Source organism: Pseudomonas sp. GW821-FHT07E12 (assembly GCF_058986605.1).
On record NZ_JBYSVX010000036.1, the window covers coordinates 18663 to 35086 of the forward strand.

The following is a 16424-nucleotide window of genomic DNA, read 5'->3' on the forward strand; positions in this document are numbered from 1 at the left end:
TTGCATTCCCCTAGATCGCAACAGGAACCGCCGCCATGATCCGCCATCTCAAGCAAGGCAAGCCGGCCGAAGCCAAGGCCGAACTCAACGCGCAGGTGCGCGACACCGTCGAGAAGATCATCACCGACATCGAAGCACGCGGCGAAGCCGCGGTGCGTGAGTACTCGGAGAAGTTCGACAAGTGGAATCCGCCGTCGCTGCGGCTGTCGCCGGAGGAGATCCAGGCCTGTATCGACAGCCTGCCGGCGCAGGCGATCGAGGACATCAAGTTCGCGCAGGCACAGATCCGCCGCTTCGCGCAGGTGCAGTTGCTGTCGCTGCGCGATGTCGAGGTCGAGACGCTGCCTGGCGTGGTGCTCGGCCACAAGAACATCCCGGTCAACTCGGTCGGCTGCTACATCCCCGGCGGCAAGTACCCGTTGCTGGCCTCGGCGCACATGAGCGTGCTCACCGCCAAGGTCGCCGGGGTCAAGCGCGTGATCGCCTGCGCACCGCCATTCGATGGCAAACCGTCGCCGGAGATCATCGCCGCGATGGCGCTGGCCGGCGCCGACGAGATCTACGTGATGGGCGGCGTGCAGGGCGTGGCGGCGATGGCGCTGGGCACCGAGCACATCGCCCCGGTCGACATGATCGTCGGCCCCGGCAACGCCTATGTCGCCGAGGCCAAGCGCCAGTTGTTCGGCCGCGTCGGCATCGACCTGTTCGCCGGCCCGACCGAGACCATGGTGATCTGTGACGACACCGTCGACGCCGAACTGGTCGCAGTCGATCTGCTCGGCCAGGCCGAACACGGCCCGACCTCACCGGCCTACTGCATCACCACCAGCAAGAAGATCGCCGAGGAACTGCCGGCACAGATCGAAAAGGTACTGGCGCGCCTGGATACCGCCCCGATCGCCAGTGTGTCCTGGCGCGACTACGGCGAGATCATCCTGTGCGACACCGACGAGGAAATGCTGGCCGAATCCGAACGGCTGTGTTCCGAACACGTGCAGGTGATGACCCGCGATCCGGAGTGGTTCCTGCAACGCATGACCAACTACGGCGGCCTGTTCCTCGGTCATCGTACCAACGTCTCCTATGGCGACAAGGTGATCGGCACCAACCACACCCTGCCGACGATGGGCGCCGGCCGTTACACCGGCGGCTTGTGGGTCGGCAAGTTCATCAAGACCCACACCTACCAGCGCATCCTCACCGACGCCGCCAGCGTGGCGATCGGCGAGGTCTGTTCGCGGCTGTGTGCGCTCGAGCATTTCTCCGGGCACAAGGAGCAGGCCGACATCCGCGTGCGCCGGCTCGGCAAGCAAGCACATGCCGCCTGAGCGCGCCAACGACGAAGCACCGGTTGCCGTCGTCACCGGCGGCGCCGGCGGACTGGGCGCGGCGATCTGCCACGCCCTGGCCGATGCCGGCTTCCGCCTGGTGGTCGCCTATCGCAGCTCGGAAAGCGCAGCGCAGGCACTGGCCGCCGTGCTGCCCGGCGCAGGTCACCGCGCCCTGCAGGCCTCGGTAACCGATTCCGAATCACTGCATGCACTGGCCGCACAACTCGACCGCTGCGATGTGCTGGTCAACTGCGCCGGCACCACCCGCTTCGTCGCGCATGCCGACCTGGATGCGCTGGACGACGCACTGATCGACGAGATCCTGACCACCAACGTACGCGGCGCGATCGCCGCGACCCGCGCACTGCTACCGAAGCTGCGTGCCAGCACACACCCCGGCGGCGGCGTGGTGATCAACATCAGCTCGATCGCCGCCCGCACCGGCATGGGCAGCAACATCGCCTACTGCGCCTCCAAGGCCGCGCTAGATAACCTAACCCTGTCACTGGCACGCGCGCTTGCACCGCAGATACGCGTACTGTCGGTTGCACCGGGGCTGGTCGATACCGAGTTCGTCAAATCCCTCGACGTAGCCTGGCGCGATCGCCAGAGCAGCGCGACCCCGCTGGGCCGCCTCGCCGCACCTGAGGAAATCGGTCGTGCTGTAGTGGTCGCCGTACGTGACCTGACTTTTTCCACCGGCTGTGTGATCCCGGTGGATGGTGGCCGGCCACTCGGCTAGGACATAGACACTAACGATCAAGCCGTTTTTGATTTTTGCTGTTGCTGTTGCTGTTGCTGCTTCTTTTCGCCTTTGCTTCTTCCTTAGCTGTGGCTAGTGCTTTTGCTGTGGATTCTGCTTGTGCTGTTGCTCCTGCCCTTCTGCTTTTCCGGGGCCCCCATCCGCAGCGACGGAGCCGGCGGGCAAAAACCCCGCAGGGGCGACGTGCATGGATGCACGTCGTTTTCTGTCGCGACAGGACGTCGCGTCAGAAAATTCCCGCTGGCGGAGTGCACCCGAAGGGCACGAGGACTGGGGCGTGCTTTCTTTTGGTTACTTTTCTTTGCACGAGCAAAGAAAAGTAACTCGCGCTCCGAAGGAGCACGAAAGCCTTTGCAGTTGCTTCCCAAGAAACCTCAAAACCCAAAGCGGCTTCCCCACCCTTCGGCCACCTTCTCCCGCGAGCAGAAGAAGGGAATCACCCGCACCAAGAGACACCACTCATGAAACTAGCCACCCTCCACAACGGCACCCGCGACGGCCGCCTGGTCATAGTCTCCCGCGACCTCCACCACGCCATCGACGCCGCCCCCATCGCCGCCACCCTGCGCGAAGCACTGGAAAACTGGACCACCGTCGAACCCGCCCTACGCCAACTCGCAGCAACACTGGAAAACGGCCGCGCCAGCGGAAGCTTCACCTTCGACCCCAGCCAAGCCATGGCGCCGCTACCACGCAGCCACCAGTTCGTAGACGCCTCCGCCTTCCTCAACCACGGCAACATCATGGAACGCGCCTACAACCTGTCAGTGAAAAAGACCCCCGGCATCCCGATCCTGGTACCGCGCCAGGGCGACGACTTCCGCGGCCCACGCGACGACTACGAATTCCCCACCGTCGACGACCAATGCGACTTCGAAGGCGAATTCGCCGTGATCACCGACGACGTGCCGATGGGCGCTACTCCTGCACAAGCGCAATCGCACATCCGGCTGGTGACGATCATCAATGACGTCAGCATGCGCAAGCACCTGTTCCGCGAGATCCAGATGGGCTTCGGCCTGGTCCAGGCCAAGCCGGCGACGATCTTCGCGCCGGTCGCGGTGACACCCGACGAACTCGGCGATGCCTGGCACGACGGCCGCGTCGCGCTGGACATGCGTGTATCCCGCAACGGCGAACCGTTCGGCCACCCGAACGGACGCGAGATGGACTGGAGCTTCGGCGAGATCCTCTCGCACATCGCCTACAACCGCCGCCTCGGCGCCGGCTTCGTGCTCGGCTCCGGCACCGTTTCCAATCGCGACTACGCCCACGTCGGCTCCGCCTGCCTGGCCGAACGGCGCGCGATCGAGTTTCTGGAACAAGGCGCCTCGACCACCGACTTCATCCAGTTCAACGAATCGCTGCGCTTCGAGGTGCTGGACGAGCGCGGCGCCTCGGTGTTCGGCGCGATTGACGTGCGTTTTGTGCCGACCGCGCCAGCACATGTCTAGACGGCGCGCAAAAAGCTACTACCGTCATTCCCGCGAAGCGCTTTTCAGCAGCCGAATGGCTGATCAAGCGGGAATGACGAGCAAGAGCGCCCTGCCCATGCCCTCCCTTGCACACCATCACCCACTGAGCCAGCATCGCGCACCGTCTTCACCCAAGTCGGCACACACCACGCCGAGGACCGTTGAACCATGTCCACCACCATGATCGACCCCGCATCGCCGCTGCCGATCCTCAAGCACCATCACGGCGCGATGAGCGTGCCCGACCTGGACGCGGCGATCGCCTGGTACGCGCGCGTGCTCGGCTTCGAACTCGAAAAACGCTTCCCGATTCCGGCGATTCCGGCGGAAGTCGCAATGTTGCGTCGGGAACAGTTACGTATCGAACTATTCGAAGTACCCGGCGCGCAGCCGCTTCCCGATGAGCGCCGCGAGCCCAATTCGGACAACCGTACCCACGGAAACAAGCACATTGCCTTCGCCGTGCCCGATGTCGATGCCGCCGCCGAGCACCTGCGCGCGCAGCAGGTCGACATCGTGTGGGTGAAACGATTCCCGTGGGGTGCGAATATATTCCTGCGCGACATAGCAGGTAACCTGATCGAACTCGTCGAAGAGCCTTCGCTCTGGACCTGAGCCGCATCCCTTTCCCACACTTCGATTCTTCAATGTCTTCTGTCCCCACCTCATCCGCTTCCCGCACCACGCCCGACCAGCGCCAGGCCGCGCTCGACTATCACGAATTTTCCCGCCCGGGAAAGATCGAGATCCGCGTCACCAAACGCGTCGCCACCCAGGAAGATCTCGCCCTGGCCTATTCGCCCGGCGTCGGTTACGCCTGCGAGGCGATCGTCGATGATCCCGGCCGCGCGCATGCGCTGACCGCGCGCGGCAACCTCGTCGGCGTGATCACCAACGGCACCGCAGTGCTCGGCCTGGGCAACATCGGCCCGCTTGCCGGCAAACCGGTGATGGAAGGCAAGAGCGTGCTGTTCAAGCGCTTTGCCGGCGTGGATGCGTTCGACATCGAACTCGACGCGAACGATCCGGACAAGCTGATCGAGATCGTCGCGGCGATGGAGCCGACCTTCGGCGGCATCAACCTGGAAGACATCAAGGCGCCGGAGTGCTTCGCGATCGAGCGTACACTGCGTGAGCGCATGAAGATCCCGGTGTTCCACGATGACCAGCACGGCACCGCGATCGTGGTCGGCGCCGCAGTGACCAACGCGCTGCACATCGTCGGCAAGTCCATCGAGAACGTCACCCTGGTGGTGTGCGGCATGGGCGCGGCGGGCGTGGCCTGCGTGGACATGCTGGTCTCGCTCGGCCTGAAGCGCAGCAACGTGCTGGCAGTGGATCGCTCCGGCGTCATCCACAGCGCGCGCACGAACCTGGACCCGAGCAAGGCGGCCTACGCCCGCGACACCGACAAGCGCTCGCTGGCCGATGCGCTGGAAGGCGCCGACATCTTCCTCGGCCTGTCCGGTCCGGGCACGGTGAGCCCGGAGATGCTGACCGCGATGGCGGCCTCGCCGATCATCCTGGCGCTGGCCAATCCGTATCCGGAAATCCTCCCGGACGACGCGCGCGCGGTGCGTCCGGACGCGCTGGTCGGCACCGGCCGCTCGGACTTCCCGAACCAGATCAACAACGTGCTGTGCTTCCCCTATCTGTTCCGCGGCGCGCTGGATGTCGGCGCGAGCCAGATCAACGAGGTGATGAAGATCGCCTGCGTGAATGCACTGGCGCGTCTGGCCCGCGATCACGTCGATGCGCAAGGCCGCAGCCTGTTCGGTCCGGATCGCCTGATCCCGCACCCGCTCGATGCGAACCTGCTGGTCGAACTGCCGGCAGCGGTGGCACAGGCCGCCATCGACAGCGGCGTGGCCACGCGTCCGCTGCACGATCTGGATCAGTACCGCGACCGGCTGCGCAACCTCGCCGAGTCGCTGGCTCGAGGCTGAGCGATATGATCAAGGGATCCCCGAAGTGCGGGGATCCCTGTCGCATGCATGCACCGGTCGTTACGGTTCCACCGCATATCCGGCAAAACGCCAGACACCGTCTTCGTCCAGCCTGAACGACACCAGTTCGCGTATCGGCGGCTTGCCGGCGAATTCCGTCAGGAACTGGGCCGATGCGTACAGGCCCGATGGCAATACCTTGCCATCTCCGGACTGGCGGCTTATCGAAAGCCAGTTGCGGCTGACGGTTTTTCCAAGCGCCTGGCGGGACTTGGTTATGCCGGCAATGAAGGCATCGCGCGGCACCGACCTCTTGGTGACGGCGGACGCTTCGTTCCATAACGGCACCAACTGCCCCGAATCCACGCTCATGACCACGCGCAAACCGGCATCACGGATGGCATTGGGTTCGATCGCTCCGGGAGCCGGACGATTGTTGGCGGGCGCCTGCTGCGCGGTCGCAGCGCCTGCTGCAAGCAACGACACGATCCCGATTGCGAAGAGACACTTTCTCATTGGAACACCTTTGTTGAATTCATCTTCCAGGCATCAGCGCGAGCAACACGGCGGAACCATCGCCCCCTGATGGACATCGGGTATTGGCCATCACCCTCTTTCTCCCCTTGGGCGGCCGGCATGATCATCATCGAAAGCCGGTGACGACCACCTCAACGCGGCGATTGGGTTGCAGGCACGCCACCAACTCATCGTGCGGCAGCGAATCGGGGCACTGCTTCACCGGTTCCGATTTCCCCACGCCATAGGCACTGAGACCTTCCGCCGCCACACCGCTCTGGATCATGAACTCCCGCACGGTCTGCGCACGACGCTGCGACAAGGCCTGATTATCGGCGTCGCTTCCTATCCGGTCGGTATGCCCGATCACCTGGATGACCGTATCCGGCGAACTTTTCAGCTCACTGGCGATGGCGGCCAGTTCGTTGCGTCCTTGCGGCAGGATGTCCTTCAGCTCCGAGCCCGCGAAAGCGAACAATGCATCGGCGGAAAGCTCGAAGCGCTTCGGCCCGGCGACGCGCGCGGCATCGGGCTTGAGCTGATCGGCACATCCGGCCGGCGCCCAATAGAACGTCTGGCCGTGGTAATCCTTGTCGAAGATCACCTTGTACTGGCAGGTGACGATCCTGTCGCCCTGGCGAAAGTGGAAGAGATAATCCCACTCGCGTGCAGCGAAGCCTTCGCGAAAATGCGGGCGACCGATCAGGTCGTACAGTTGGTCCCTGGTGACGCCCGGACCGATCCGGCGCAGGCTGTCCAGGCTCGGAAACGTACCTTCCTTCAGCACGATCCTGTCCAGAGACGGAAAGATCACCTCGTCCGCCTGCGCGTCCGGCGTGATGCCACGGCTCACGTGGCGCGTGCATGCCGTCAGCGTGCCCACCACGATCAGCACGCACAGCACAAACCGGGTGATTCGCACGGAGTTGTTGCTGGTGTTCATGCCTTGTCCCCTCTTCAATGTCGTCTGGTTATCGGCGTTGGTACTGGCCTGCCATCCCGGGGAACTACCATTGAATCCCGGCACCTACCGAGAAGCCCCAATCGCGCTCGGTGTTGCCGCTGGCCTGCGCCTTGTAGACATAGCGACCGTTGTCGGTGATGCCCGACAAACCGACAGCCATGCCGTATTCGCCCTGATATCCGCCGAAACCCATCGCCAACATGCTCTTGCCCGGCAAGTACGCCTGCGGCAGGCCGGCCATGGCCATCGCCGACGACGTCGCGGCGCGATAACCCCGTTCCATCGGCCGGAAACGGGAGTCGGTGTACTGATTGGCCTGGCTGATGGCCTGGTTCACGCCCGAACTCAACTGATTGACGTTGACCGCGTCGGTGCCCGCGATGCCTGGCGACACGCCGCTGATCGTGCGTCCCCCCACGTTCACCTCGCCGGTCGAAGTGCTGCTGCCCACGTAAGCCGCGTCGTAGTTGGTCTGCGCACCGACGGTCGTAGCCGAACCATTGCCGATGGCGACGCTGTTGGCATGCGTGGCCTGCGCGCCGGAACCCAATGCCGTGGAATCGGCCGCCGATGCATTGCTGTTGGCCCCGAGCGCCACGCTGTTGTTGCCAGCGGCGGTGGAACTCACGCCGCTGGCCACGGCATTCGTGCCGGTGGCGCCATCGTTGTTGTAGTTGCCGCCCTGCACGCCACCGTCGTTGACGCTGTAATAGTGCGTCGCCGTGGCGCTGACCTGGTTCTGCACCGCCTGCAACTGCGCGACATTGACCGCATCACTGCCTGCGGTGCCCGCGGCCACGCCGGTGATCTGGCGATACAGGCCACTGCCGGCGTCGCCGACACCGACCGCGCCGGAAGTGCTGGTGGTCGCCGCGATGGCAGCCGTCTGCGCGGCATTCGCACCTGCGGGCACATAGCCTGCGACGCCGGCTGCCGTGCTGGAGACCGAATTGGCACCCAGCGCGACACCGCCTTCCACCGTGGACTGCGCAGCCGCTCCCACCGCGACCGAACTTGCGCCGGTGGCATTGCTGTTGGCGCCCATCGCCACGCCGCCCTGGCCGCTGGCGGTCGCATTGACACCGGCCGCCATCGCATTCACGCCGCTGGCGCCATTGTTGTTGTAGTTGCCGCCCTGGACGCCGCCATCGTTGACGCTGTAGTAGTGGGAGGCGCTCGCGTTGACCGTGTTGCTCAGGTTCTCGATCGCCTGATTGGTCGCAAACAGCTGCGAACCGTTGACCGCATCCGTGCTGGTGGCCGAGATGCGGCCCGCCGCCACGTTGGTGATTGTGCGCTCGGCGCCCTGGGCGCCCACGCTCACGCTCCCGACCGGCGCGGTACCGGCAAAGTTGTAGGCCGCGCCGTTGATGATGACGCTCGATGTTCCCACCGCCGCAGCCGTCACCGCGTTCGCACCCAACGCCACGCTGTTGGCGTCGGCGGCCGTGGCCCCGAAGCCAAGCGCCACCGCGCCATCGCCGCTGGCGGACGTGTTCACGCCCGCCGCCAGCGAGTTGATCCCGGTGGCACCGTCGTTGTTGTAGTTCCCGCTCGCCACGCCACCATCGTTGATGCTGTAGTAGTGCGTTGCGGTGGCATCGACGACGTTGCTGAGATTTTCGATCGACTGGTTGGTCGCGAACAGCTGCGAGCCGTTGATGGCGTCGGTCGAGGTGCCCGAGATCCTGCCGGCCGCCACGTTGGTGAGAGTGCGTTCGGCACCCACCGCACCGACACTGATCGTGCTGCCCGGCGTGGTACCGGCAAAGCTGTAGGTCGTGCCGCCGATCACCACGCTCGACGTGCCAACCGCAGCCGCCGTCACCGATCCCGCGCCGAGGGCGACGCTGCCCGGCTCGTTGGCGATGCTGCCGGCGCCCAGCGCGACACCCTGGATGCCGTTGACAGTGGAGCCGGTACCGAGCGCGATCCCGTCGGCAAAATTGACCGTCGAATCCTGGCCGATCGCGATACCGCCCGGCGCCGTCATCTGCACGATGGCGCCGTTGCCCATGCCGATGCCGTTGTCGCCATTGACCGTCGTGCGCGGACCAATCGCCACCGACTCGGCACCGGCCGCCAGCGAATCCGCCGCCGTCGAGTTGGCGTGGAAGTACATCGTCGGCGTCACCGCGAACGAACTCAGCGAGCCCTTCAGCTGGCGCAGCGTCACTGCATCCTGGTCTTCGGTACCGTCGGCGACATTGGTGATCTGCCGATAGGAAGTGGCGTTGCCGACCGACACAGCACCCAGCAGGCTCTTGTCGGTGGTGTTGTACGGGATCAGCCCGGTGCCGGAGATGATGCCGCCCGACTGCGGCGCGAGCACACGATCGGACACCGAGCCCGCACCCAGCGCCACCGCACCACTCGTTGCCACGCTGGTGTCCGAGCCGATGGCGACGCCCTGCGCCGCCTGCGCGGCTGCGTTGTTGCCCACCGCAATCGCCTGTGCACCGGTGGAACTGGCCGCTACGCCGGCAGCCAGCGAGTTGGTCCCGGTCGCACCATCGTTGGCGTAGTTGTTGCCCTGCGTGCCACCGTCGTTGACACTGTAGTAATGCGTCAGTTGCCCTTCGACCGCGTCGAGCTGGCTGACGTTGACCACGTCGGTCGGATTCACGCCTGCTGCCACGTTGGTGATCGTCAGGTTGCCGGCATCGATACCCGTGGTGGTCACGCTCGGGCCGCCCGTGATGGTCAGTCCGTTGGTGTTCAGCACCGTGCCGCCGGCGGTCACGCTGTTCACGCTGATGTCGTTGGCCAGGTCGAAGGTCACATCGTTGCTCGTGGTGCTCTTCGACACGACCAGGTTGCCGTCGGTATTGCTCATGTCGACGCTGTTGCCGGTCGCGCTGTTGACGCCGACGCGGGTGGCATTGGTGCCGCTGGCGCTGACTGTCCAGCCTTGACCCAGTGTTCCGACCGCCTGGTTGGTCGCGAACAATTGCGATCCGTTGATGGCATCGGTCGAGCTGTTCGAAATCCTGCCTGCGGCCACGTTGGTGATCGTCCGTTCGGCGCCGACTGCACCCACGCTCACCGTCGAAGCCGGTGTCGTGCCCGCGAAGTTGTAGGTCGTACCGTTGAGGGTCGTGCTTGAAGTCGCGACCGCCGCCGCGGTCACCGAACCCGAGCCCAGCGCGACGCTTCCTGCGTCGTTGGCGGTCGCACCGGCACCCAGCGCGGTGGCCTGCGCGCCATTCGCGACGGTGTTGCTGCCTACCGCCACCGCCTGTGCGCCAGTGGAACTGGCCGCCACGCCCGCAGCAAGCGAGTTGACGCCGGTCGCGCCATCGTTGGCGTAGTTGCTGCCCTGCGTGCCACCGTCGTTGACGCTGTAGTAGTGCGTTGCACTCGCATCGACGACGTCGCTGAGATCCTCGATCGACTGGTTGGTCGCGAACAGTTGCGAACCATTGATCGCATCAGTCGAGCTGTTCGAAATCCTGCCGGCCGCCACGTTGGTGATCGTCCGTTCGGCACCGACTGCGCCCACGCTGACCGTTGAAGCCGGCGTCGTGCCCGCGAAAGCGTAAGTTGTGCCATTGATGGTTGTACTCGGCGTCGCGACTGCTGCCGCGGTCACCGAACCCGAGCCCAGCGCGACGCTCCCTGCGTCGTTGGCGGTCGCACCGGCACCCAGTGCGGTGGCCTGGGCGCCGTTCGCGATCGCGCTGTTACCCACTGCCACCGCTTGTGCACCGCTGGAACCAGCACCAACGCCCGCAGCGAGCGAATTGTTCCCGGTTGCACCATCGTTGGCATAGTTGCCGCCTTGCACACCGCCATCGTTGACGCTGTAGTAGTGCGTTGCACTCGCATCGACGACGTTGCTGAGATCCTCGATCGACTGGTTGGTCGCGAACAGTTGCGAACCATTGATCGCATCGGTCGAACTGTTCGAAATCCTGCCGGCGGCCACGTTGGTGATCGTCCGTTCGGCACCGACTGCACCCACACTCACCGTTGAAGCCGGCGTCGTTCCGGCGAAGTTGTAGGTCGTACCGTTGATGGTCGTGTTTGAAGTCGCGACCGCCGCCGCAGTCACCGAACCCGAGCCCAGCGCGACGCTTCCTGCGTCGCTGGCGGTCGCACCGGCGCCCAGGGCGGTGGCCTGCGCGCCATTCGCGACGGTGTTGCTGCCTACCGCCACCGCCTGGGCGCCAGTGGAACTGGCCGCCACGCCCGCAGCAAGCGAGTTGACGCCGGTCGCACCATCGTTGGCGTAGTTGCTGCCCTGCGTGCCACCGTCGTTGACGCTGTAGTAATGCGTCAGTTGCCCTTCGACCGCGTCGAGCTGGCTGACGTTGACCGCGTCGGTCGGGTTGGTACCCGCCGCCACGTTGGTGATCGTCAGGTTGCCTGCATCGATACCGGTGGTGGTCACGCTCGGGCCACCCGTGATGGTCAGGCCGTTGGTGTTCAGCACCGTGCCGCCCACGGTTACGCTGTTCACGCTGATGTCGTCGGCCAGATCGAAGGTCACATCGTTGCTCGTGGTGCTCTTCGATACGACCAGATTGCCGTCGGTATTGCTCATGTCGACGCTGTTGCCGGTCGTGCTGTTCACGCCGACATGGGTGGCGTTGGTGCCTGCAGCGCTTACCGTCCAACCACCACCCAGCGTTTCCACCGCCTGATTGGTCGCGAACAATTGCGATCCGTTGATCGCATCTGTCGAACCGTTCGAAATCCTGCCGGCGGCCACGTTGGTGATCGTCCGCTCGGCACCGCCTGCACCCACGCTGACCGTCGAAGCCGGTGTCGTTCCGGCGAAGTTGTAGGTCGTGCCATTGATCGTCGTACTCGGCGTCGCCACCGCTGCCGCAGTCACCGAACCCGAACCCAGTGCCACATCGCCGGCATTGTTGGCGACTGCGGTATCACCGAAGGCCAGCGCACCCGCCGCCAGCGCACTGCTGGTATTGCCGATCGCAACGCTGCCCTGCCCGACCACGGTGTTCTGGTAGCCGATACCCACCGCACCCTGCGCGGCGGTGCCGGCCGTGCCGACCGCCTGCCCACCGCCGCCGACCATGTTGGTATTGCCCATCGCCACCGAGCCATTGCCGGTGGCGGTGTTGTCCTTGCCGCTCGCCACCGCGCCATCGCCCGTGGCCGTGTTGGGATCACCGATCGCGACCGCACCATCGCCGCTGGCAACGTTGCCGGAGCCGAGTGCGACGGCCTTGCCGCCGGTCGCGGTCGATCCGTTGCCGATCGCAACCGCGTCCTCGGCGTCGGCGACGGTACTGGTGCCCATCGCGATCGCATTGGCCGCACTCGCTTTCGCGTTGTGACCGATCGACGTAGTGGCGTTGCTGGCGACGCCAATGCCTGCATTGGTGCCGATCGCGATGTTGTCGTCGCCCGTCACCAAGCTGCCCGCCGCCGCCTGGAGCGTGCCGTCGTAAGCAACCGTGCCGTCGCCGACGCCGAGTGCGACATTGCGCGTTCCGCTGGTCCCCGACCCCGCGCCCCTCATGACACCGGCGATGCCGCCACCAATGGCGGTGTTCTGGGCACCACTGACGACACCGCCGGCGGCGACGCCCAACGCGATGGAATTGGTATTGCCTGTGGTCGAACCAGCGCCCGCGCCCTGTCCGACCGCCACCGCCGCCTGGCCGACGCCCACGGCGCCCGATCCGAGTGCGAGCGTGTAATCCCCTTGTGCCTGGGCCAGATTGCCGACCGCGGCCGATGCCAGGCCGGTCGCCGCAGTCCCACGGCCCAGCGCCGTGGCATGGTCGGCGCTGGCATTGGCGCTGGTCCCGATCGCGACCGCATTGACGCCTGTCGCCTGGGCCTGGGCCGAGATCGCCACGGCATTGGTGGCGGTGGCATCGGTATCGGCGCCCAGCGTGATCGCGTTGACCGCGCCGGAGGTGCTGTTGCGGCCGATCGCAATGGCGCTCTGGTCGGTCGAAGCCGCACTCGGCCCCACGGCGACGGCATCCGTTGCGGTCGCCTGACTCAGGCGGCCGACCGCAACGGCGTATTGCTGGGAAGCAGTCACATCCGTGCCGATGGCGATGGAGCCCAGCCCCGTGGCACCGCTCCCGGTCACGGTGCGCGAACCCAGATAGACCGAGTTCAACTGGGATGCGATCGACTGGAAGCCGATGGCGACGGCATTCTGGGCGCCCGCGCTGGCACGGGTACCTTGCGCGATGGCATCCAGCACGCTCGCACTGGCCAGGTTGCCGAGCGCGATGGTGCGCAGCGCACCCGCACTGGCCGACGTGCCGATGGCCAGCGAATCCACACCGGCGGCGGTCGCCGAGCGACCACCGGCGAAGGCGCGGTCGCCGCTGGCCGCGGCGTTGCCGACCGCCGTGGAATTTGCGCCGGTAGCCGTGCTGAAAGTACCCAAGGCGACGGATCCGGCACCGGTGGCCTGGGTGGCCGCACCAAGCGCGACCGCGTTGGTGCTGTTGGCAACCGCCTGGGTGCCGATGGCCACGGCGCTGGCCCCGCCGGCGGTCACGTCCTGGCCGACGGCAATGGCGCTGTCGGCCAGCGCGCCTGTGCCGCCGAGGCTGCGTGCGCCCACATAGACGGAGTTGGTGCCCGTGGTATACGCCTGGAAACCCACGGAGACGGCGTTCTGCCCAGCGCTATAGGAGGCATAGCCCACTGCGACGCCACCCAGAAGATCGGCACGTGCATTGCCGCCCAGCGCGGTGGCGCCGAGACCGGATGCCGTGGAATTGAAGCCCATGCACGAGGTGGCGCTGTTGTAGAAGTTGTAGGGCGACGCATTGCAGTTCACCGTCTGCGCCTGCGCCGACGAGGCCCACCCCATCCAGACCGCCGCCAGCAGCGGCACCGTGAGCAGCGCGCGCAAGGCCTTGTTTCCGCGTCCCGCTGTCTTGCCGCGAGGCGAGGCCAACTCGGAAACGACCACAAGCTGGTTGAGAGAGCGGCTCCATACGACGTTGTAGATTCTGTTCATCGCGTATTCCCTCGATGGCGAGCAGGCAGTGGTCTTCAGAACGAAAGCGACAAGGCGCTGCATGTGACCCTTCGATGACACGCCGCCGCCATGGCCGGCGCGGCGCGCATCAAGCGGTGCTTGAGTGCGTGCTGGATGGGCAGATCGACCCCGAGTGTCGTGGCCTGGGTGATCGCGTCGCCCGCATGCGAGCGGCATGAACGGATCGCATCTCGAAACGATCGAGCGTCACAAGTACGTGGGGCGTGGGTGACGATGCCTGCAGGTACGCCGGCCCGGCGCATCGATACCTGCAACGCCCGCGATAGCAGGAACGGGAAGGCGGAATGTCCAATCCGCGCCGACGAATCACCGCTGCGTTCTTCAATCAAATGCTTCATGCATTGCCCATCCCGGTGGCGGTCCGAAGCGCGCAGTTCCGTTGTCTGTAGCCGCGCACCTGATCATGCGTGGCGAACACTAGCGATCGGTTTGGGCGATTACACGCACGGTTGCTCACGAAGAATTTCGTGCAATCCCCTTGTCACGATCCATCGCGGTGACCGGTCACCCGCCGTCCAACCAGGTCACCTCATCGGCCACGGCGCGTTGGCGCGTGCCGGGTACTCGATACGGAGACCGTCCATGACAAGACCTGCCTCCGGGCCGGCACGAAGCGATACGCGCGCGAAGTCCTTGCATGCTCACCAACGGTGAGGTTTCGATGGGAGAGATCGTGCGATTTGCTTGATCGGCATCCGGAAAAAAAGCGATGGACTTTGCTGTTTCCTGTCGATGCAACAAATCTTCCCGCTCGTGTGTCGAACCGTGGTGCTACTGTGGCCGCCGGTGGCAAATCAGTGCAGGGGACTGCATGCCACTCCGGTTCGCAGGGCGTGCAGGCGCCAACCGGGAACGTTCGACCGCCGTCCAATGACACGCGACTGTTTCCGTGTCGTCCCCCTCCCCTGTGTCAGCCACATCGATGACCGTCCACGAACCGCCCCTGTCGTCCTGGCATGGCTTCCTCGGCTGGGTGAAGCGCGTACCCACCCACACCCCGCGCGACAGACACAACGCCTTGACGCTGCAGGCGCTGCTGGCCGTCATCGCCCTGACCACGCTGATCATGGCGATCGCCTCCTGCGCGACATCGGCAGGCATGACGGGCGTCATCGAGAACGGATCGACGCTGGTCGTGAGCGCCTACGCCTGCTCGTGCCTCTATCTGCTGCGCAGCGGATTGTTCCGGCTGTCGGCGGGCCTCACCGTTGCCGGCGGTCTGGTCTTGATGGGCATCAGCTATCACGCCTATGGATTGCGGGCGCAATCCGGGTTGCAGATCACCCATCTGCTTCCTCTTCTGTTTGCGGGATTGCTGCTGGGCAGAGCGGCAGCATGGTGGACGGCCCTGATCAACGTGGCGGTGCTGGCCATCGGCACGCACACGGATCTGCAGCTCGCCACCGATTCCAGCCAGGCTTCGGAAGCGCTGACCACCCTGCTCCTGGCCTGCATGAATTTCCTGGTCCTGGTGACGATCCTGGACCGCCTGATCCTGTCCTCGCAACGGGCCATCCATCGCAGCGAAGCACTGAGTGCGGCCTGCCTGGAACTCGAGCGGCAGGTGGAGGAGAAGGAGCGCGCCTACGAGCGTCTCGTGCAGACGCAGAAAATGGAAACCATCGGCCGGCTCTCGACCGGCATCGCCCACGATTTCAATGCCATCCTCAGCGTGATCCTCGGCCACGCCACCTCGGTGGACCTGCGCGGCGGTTCCATCGATGGCGTTCTTCCCGGAATCCGTCAGGCGGCGCGGCGCGGCGCCACGCTCACCCGGCGCCTGCTCAGCTTCAGCCGCACGCATACCCCCCAGATATCCACGTTCGATCTCGCCGAAGCCATCGACGAGGTGCGCCCGCTGATACAGCCGATGTTCCCGCACGGGATCGAGGTCGCGCTGGATACGTCCGCGTCCGGCCTGCTGGTCAGGGCCGATCGCGACGAACTGGTGCTGGCGTTGCTGAACATCGCCAGCAACGCCAGCGATGCGATGCCGCACGGCGGTCGATTCCGGCTGTCCATCGAACCCGATGCGGACTGTGCCGTCCTCGCGCTGGAAGACACCGGCACCGGCATGGAACCGGATGTGCTTGCACGCCTGTTCGAGCCGTTCTTCACCACCAAGCCCAAAGACAAGGGGACCGGCATCGGCATGGCCACCGTGCAGCGCTTCGTCACCGATCACGGTGGCCAGATACGGGTAGACAGTGCGCCCGGCCAGGGCACGCGCATCCACATCCGACTGCCGTTGGTCGTGCCCGGCAACGAGGACGACGCCAATTTCAAGATGGCCCAGCCACTGCTGTTCGCCGAGCCGACCGACACCGGAGAACGTGTCGCCAACGCCTGACCGCGCTAGGGCGCTCTCGGATCGATGGCCCCCTCGTAGGAGCGGCGTCAGCCGCGATGGGACTTCCAGGCAG

The 16424-nt window shown here is 65.4% G+C and carries 10 protein-coding genes; 6 read left to right on the plus strand and 4 right to left on the minus strand.

Annotation, left to right across the window (positions count from 1 at the left end; genetic code table 11):
• Positions 1 to 35 precede the first annotated feature (35 nt).
• The 5 genes from hisD (at position 36) to AC3WJE_RS17095 (ending at position 5515) form a co-directional block, all read left to right on the plus strand.
• Positions 36 to 1328 carry a histidinol dehydrogenase gene (hisD, locus tag AC3WJE_RS17075; RefSeq protein WP_493732016.1) on the plus strand — a complete coding sequence of 431 codons (1293 nt, stop codon included), beginning with the start codon at positions 36 to 38 and terminating at the stop codon, positions 1326 to 1328.
• Entirely contained in the window at positions 1318 to 2073 is a 756-nt protein-coding gene (locus AC3WJE_RS17080; protein ID WP_493732017.1) for an SDR family NAD(P)-dependent oxidoreductase, read from the plus strand. The genes hisD and AC3WJE_RS17080 overlap by 11 nt, the downstream gene beginning before the upstream one ends.
• Before the next feature lie 482 nt (positions 2074 to 2555).
• Positions 2556 to 3548: a fumarylacetoacetate hydrolase family protein gene (locus tag AC3WJE_RS17085; RefSeq protein WP_493732018.1), complete on the plus strand. Its 993-nt coding sequence runs from the start codon at positions 2556 to 2558 to the stop codon at positions 3546 to 3548.
• 189 nt (positions 3549 to 3737) lie between these two features.
• Entirely contained in the window at positions 3738 to 4184 is a 447-nt protein-coding gene (locus AC3WJE_RS17090; protein WP_493732019.1) for a VOC family protein, read from the plus strand.
• A gap of 32 nt (positions 4185 to 4216) precedes the next feature.
• Positions 4217 to 5515, plus strand: a complete 1299-nt coding sequence (locus AC3WJE_RS17095; protein WP_493732020.1) for a malic enzyme-like NAD(P)-binding protein — start codon at positions 4217 to 4219, stop codon at positions 5513 to 5515.
• A 60-nt stretch (positions 5516 to 5575) separates the two neighbouring features.
• On the opposite strand, the gene AC3WJE_RS17100 is transcribed toward AC3WJE_RS17095, so the two are convergent.
• The 4 genes from AC3WJE_RS17100 to AC3WJE_RS17115 all read right to left on the minus strand — a co-directional run bounded on the left by AC3WJE_RS17100 (position 5576) and on the right by AC3WJE_RS17115 (position 14339).
• Positions 5576 to 6001, minus strand: a complete 426-nt coding sequence (locus tag AC3WJE_RS17100; RefSeq protein WP_493732021.1) for a DUF4019 domain-containing protein — start codon at positions 5999 to 6001, stop codon at positions 5576 to 5578.
• Positions 6002 to 6158: 157 nt separating this feature from the next.
• Positions 6159 to 6974: an OmpA family protein gene (locus AC3WJE_RS17105; RefSeq protein ID WP_493732022.1), complete on the minus strand. Its 816-nt coding sequence runs from the start codon at positions 6972 to 6974 to the stop codon at positions 6159 to 6161.
• Between the two features lie 64 nt (positions 6975 to 7038).
• Positions 7039 to 13959 (minus strand): YadA-like family protein, encoded by a 6921-nt coding sequence (locus tag AC3WJE_RS17110; RefSeq protein ID WP_493732023.1) that lies wholly within the window; start codon positions 13957 to 13959, stop codon positions 7039 to 7041.
• A gap of 35 nt (positions 13960 to 13994) precedes the next feature.
• Positions 13995 to 14339 (minus strand): hypothetical protein, encoded by a 345-nt coding sequence (locus tag AC3WJE_RS17115; protein ID WP_493732024.1) that lies wholly within the window; start codon positions 14337 to 14339, stop codon positions 13995 to 13997.
• Positions 14340 to 14923: 584 nt separating this feature from the next.
• Between AC3WJE_RS17115 and AC3WJE_RS17120 the strand changes: the two genes are divergently transcribed.
• On the plus strand, positions 14924 to 16351 hold the full coding sequence (locus AC3WJE_RS17120) for a sensor histidine kinase (RefSeq protein WP_493732025.1): 1428 nt from the start codon (positions 14924 to 14926) through the stop codon (positions 16349 to 16351).
• Positions 16352 to 16424 lie beyond the last annotated feature (73 nt).

Excerpts from the sequence above, each read along its gene's own strand:
- hisD (WP_493732016.1), top strand. The coding sequence starts at position 36 with ATGATCCGCCATCTCAAGCAAGGCAAGCCGGCCGAAGCCAAGGCCGAA.
- AC3WJE_RS17080 (WP_493732017.1), top strand. The coding sequence starts at position 1,318 with ATGCCGCCTGAGCGCGCCAACGACGAAGCACCGGTTGCCGTCGTCACC.
- AC3WJE_RS17085 (WP_493732018.1), top strand. The coding sequence starts at position 2,556 with ATGAAACTAGCCACCCTCCACAACGGCACCCGCGACGGCCGCCTGGTC.
- AC3WJE_RS17090 (WP_493732019.1), top strand. The coding sequence starts at position 3,738 with ATGTCCACCACCATGATCGACCCCGCATCGCCGCTGCCGATCCTCAAG.
- AC3WJE_RS17095 (WP_493732020.1), top strand. The coding sequence starts at position 4,217 with ATGTCTTCTGTCCCCACCTCATCCGCTTCCCGCACCACGCCCGACCAG.
- AC3WJE_RS17105 (WP_493732022.1), bottom strand. The coding sequence starts at position 6,974 with ATGAACACCAGCAACAACTCCGTGCGAATCACCCGGTTTGTGCTGTGC.
- AC3WJE_RS17110 (WP_493732023.1), bottom strand. The coding sequence starts at position 13,959 with ATGAACAGAATCTACAACGTCGTATGGAGCCGCTCTCTCAACCAGCTT.
- AC3WJE_RS17115 (WP_493732024.1), bottom strand. The coding sequence starts at position 14,339 with ATGAAGCATTTGATTGAAGAACGCAGCGGTGATTCGTCGGCGCGGATT.
- AC3WJE_RS17120 (WP_493732025.1), top strand. The coding sequence starts at position 14,924 with ATGACCGTCCACGAACCGCCCCTGTCGTCCTGGCATGGCTTCCTCGGC.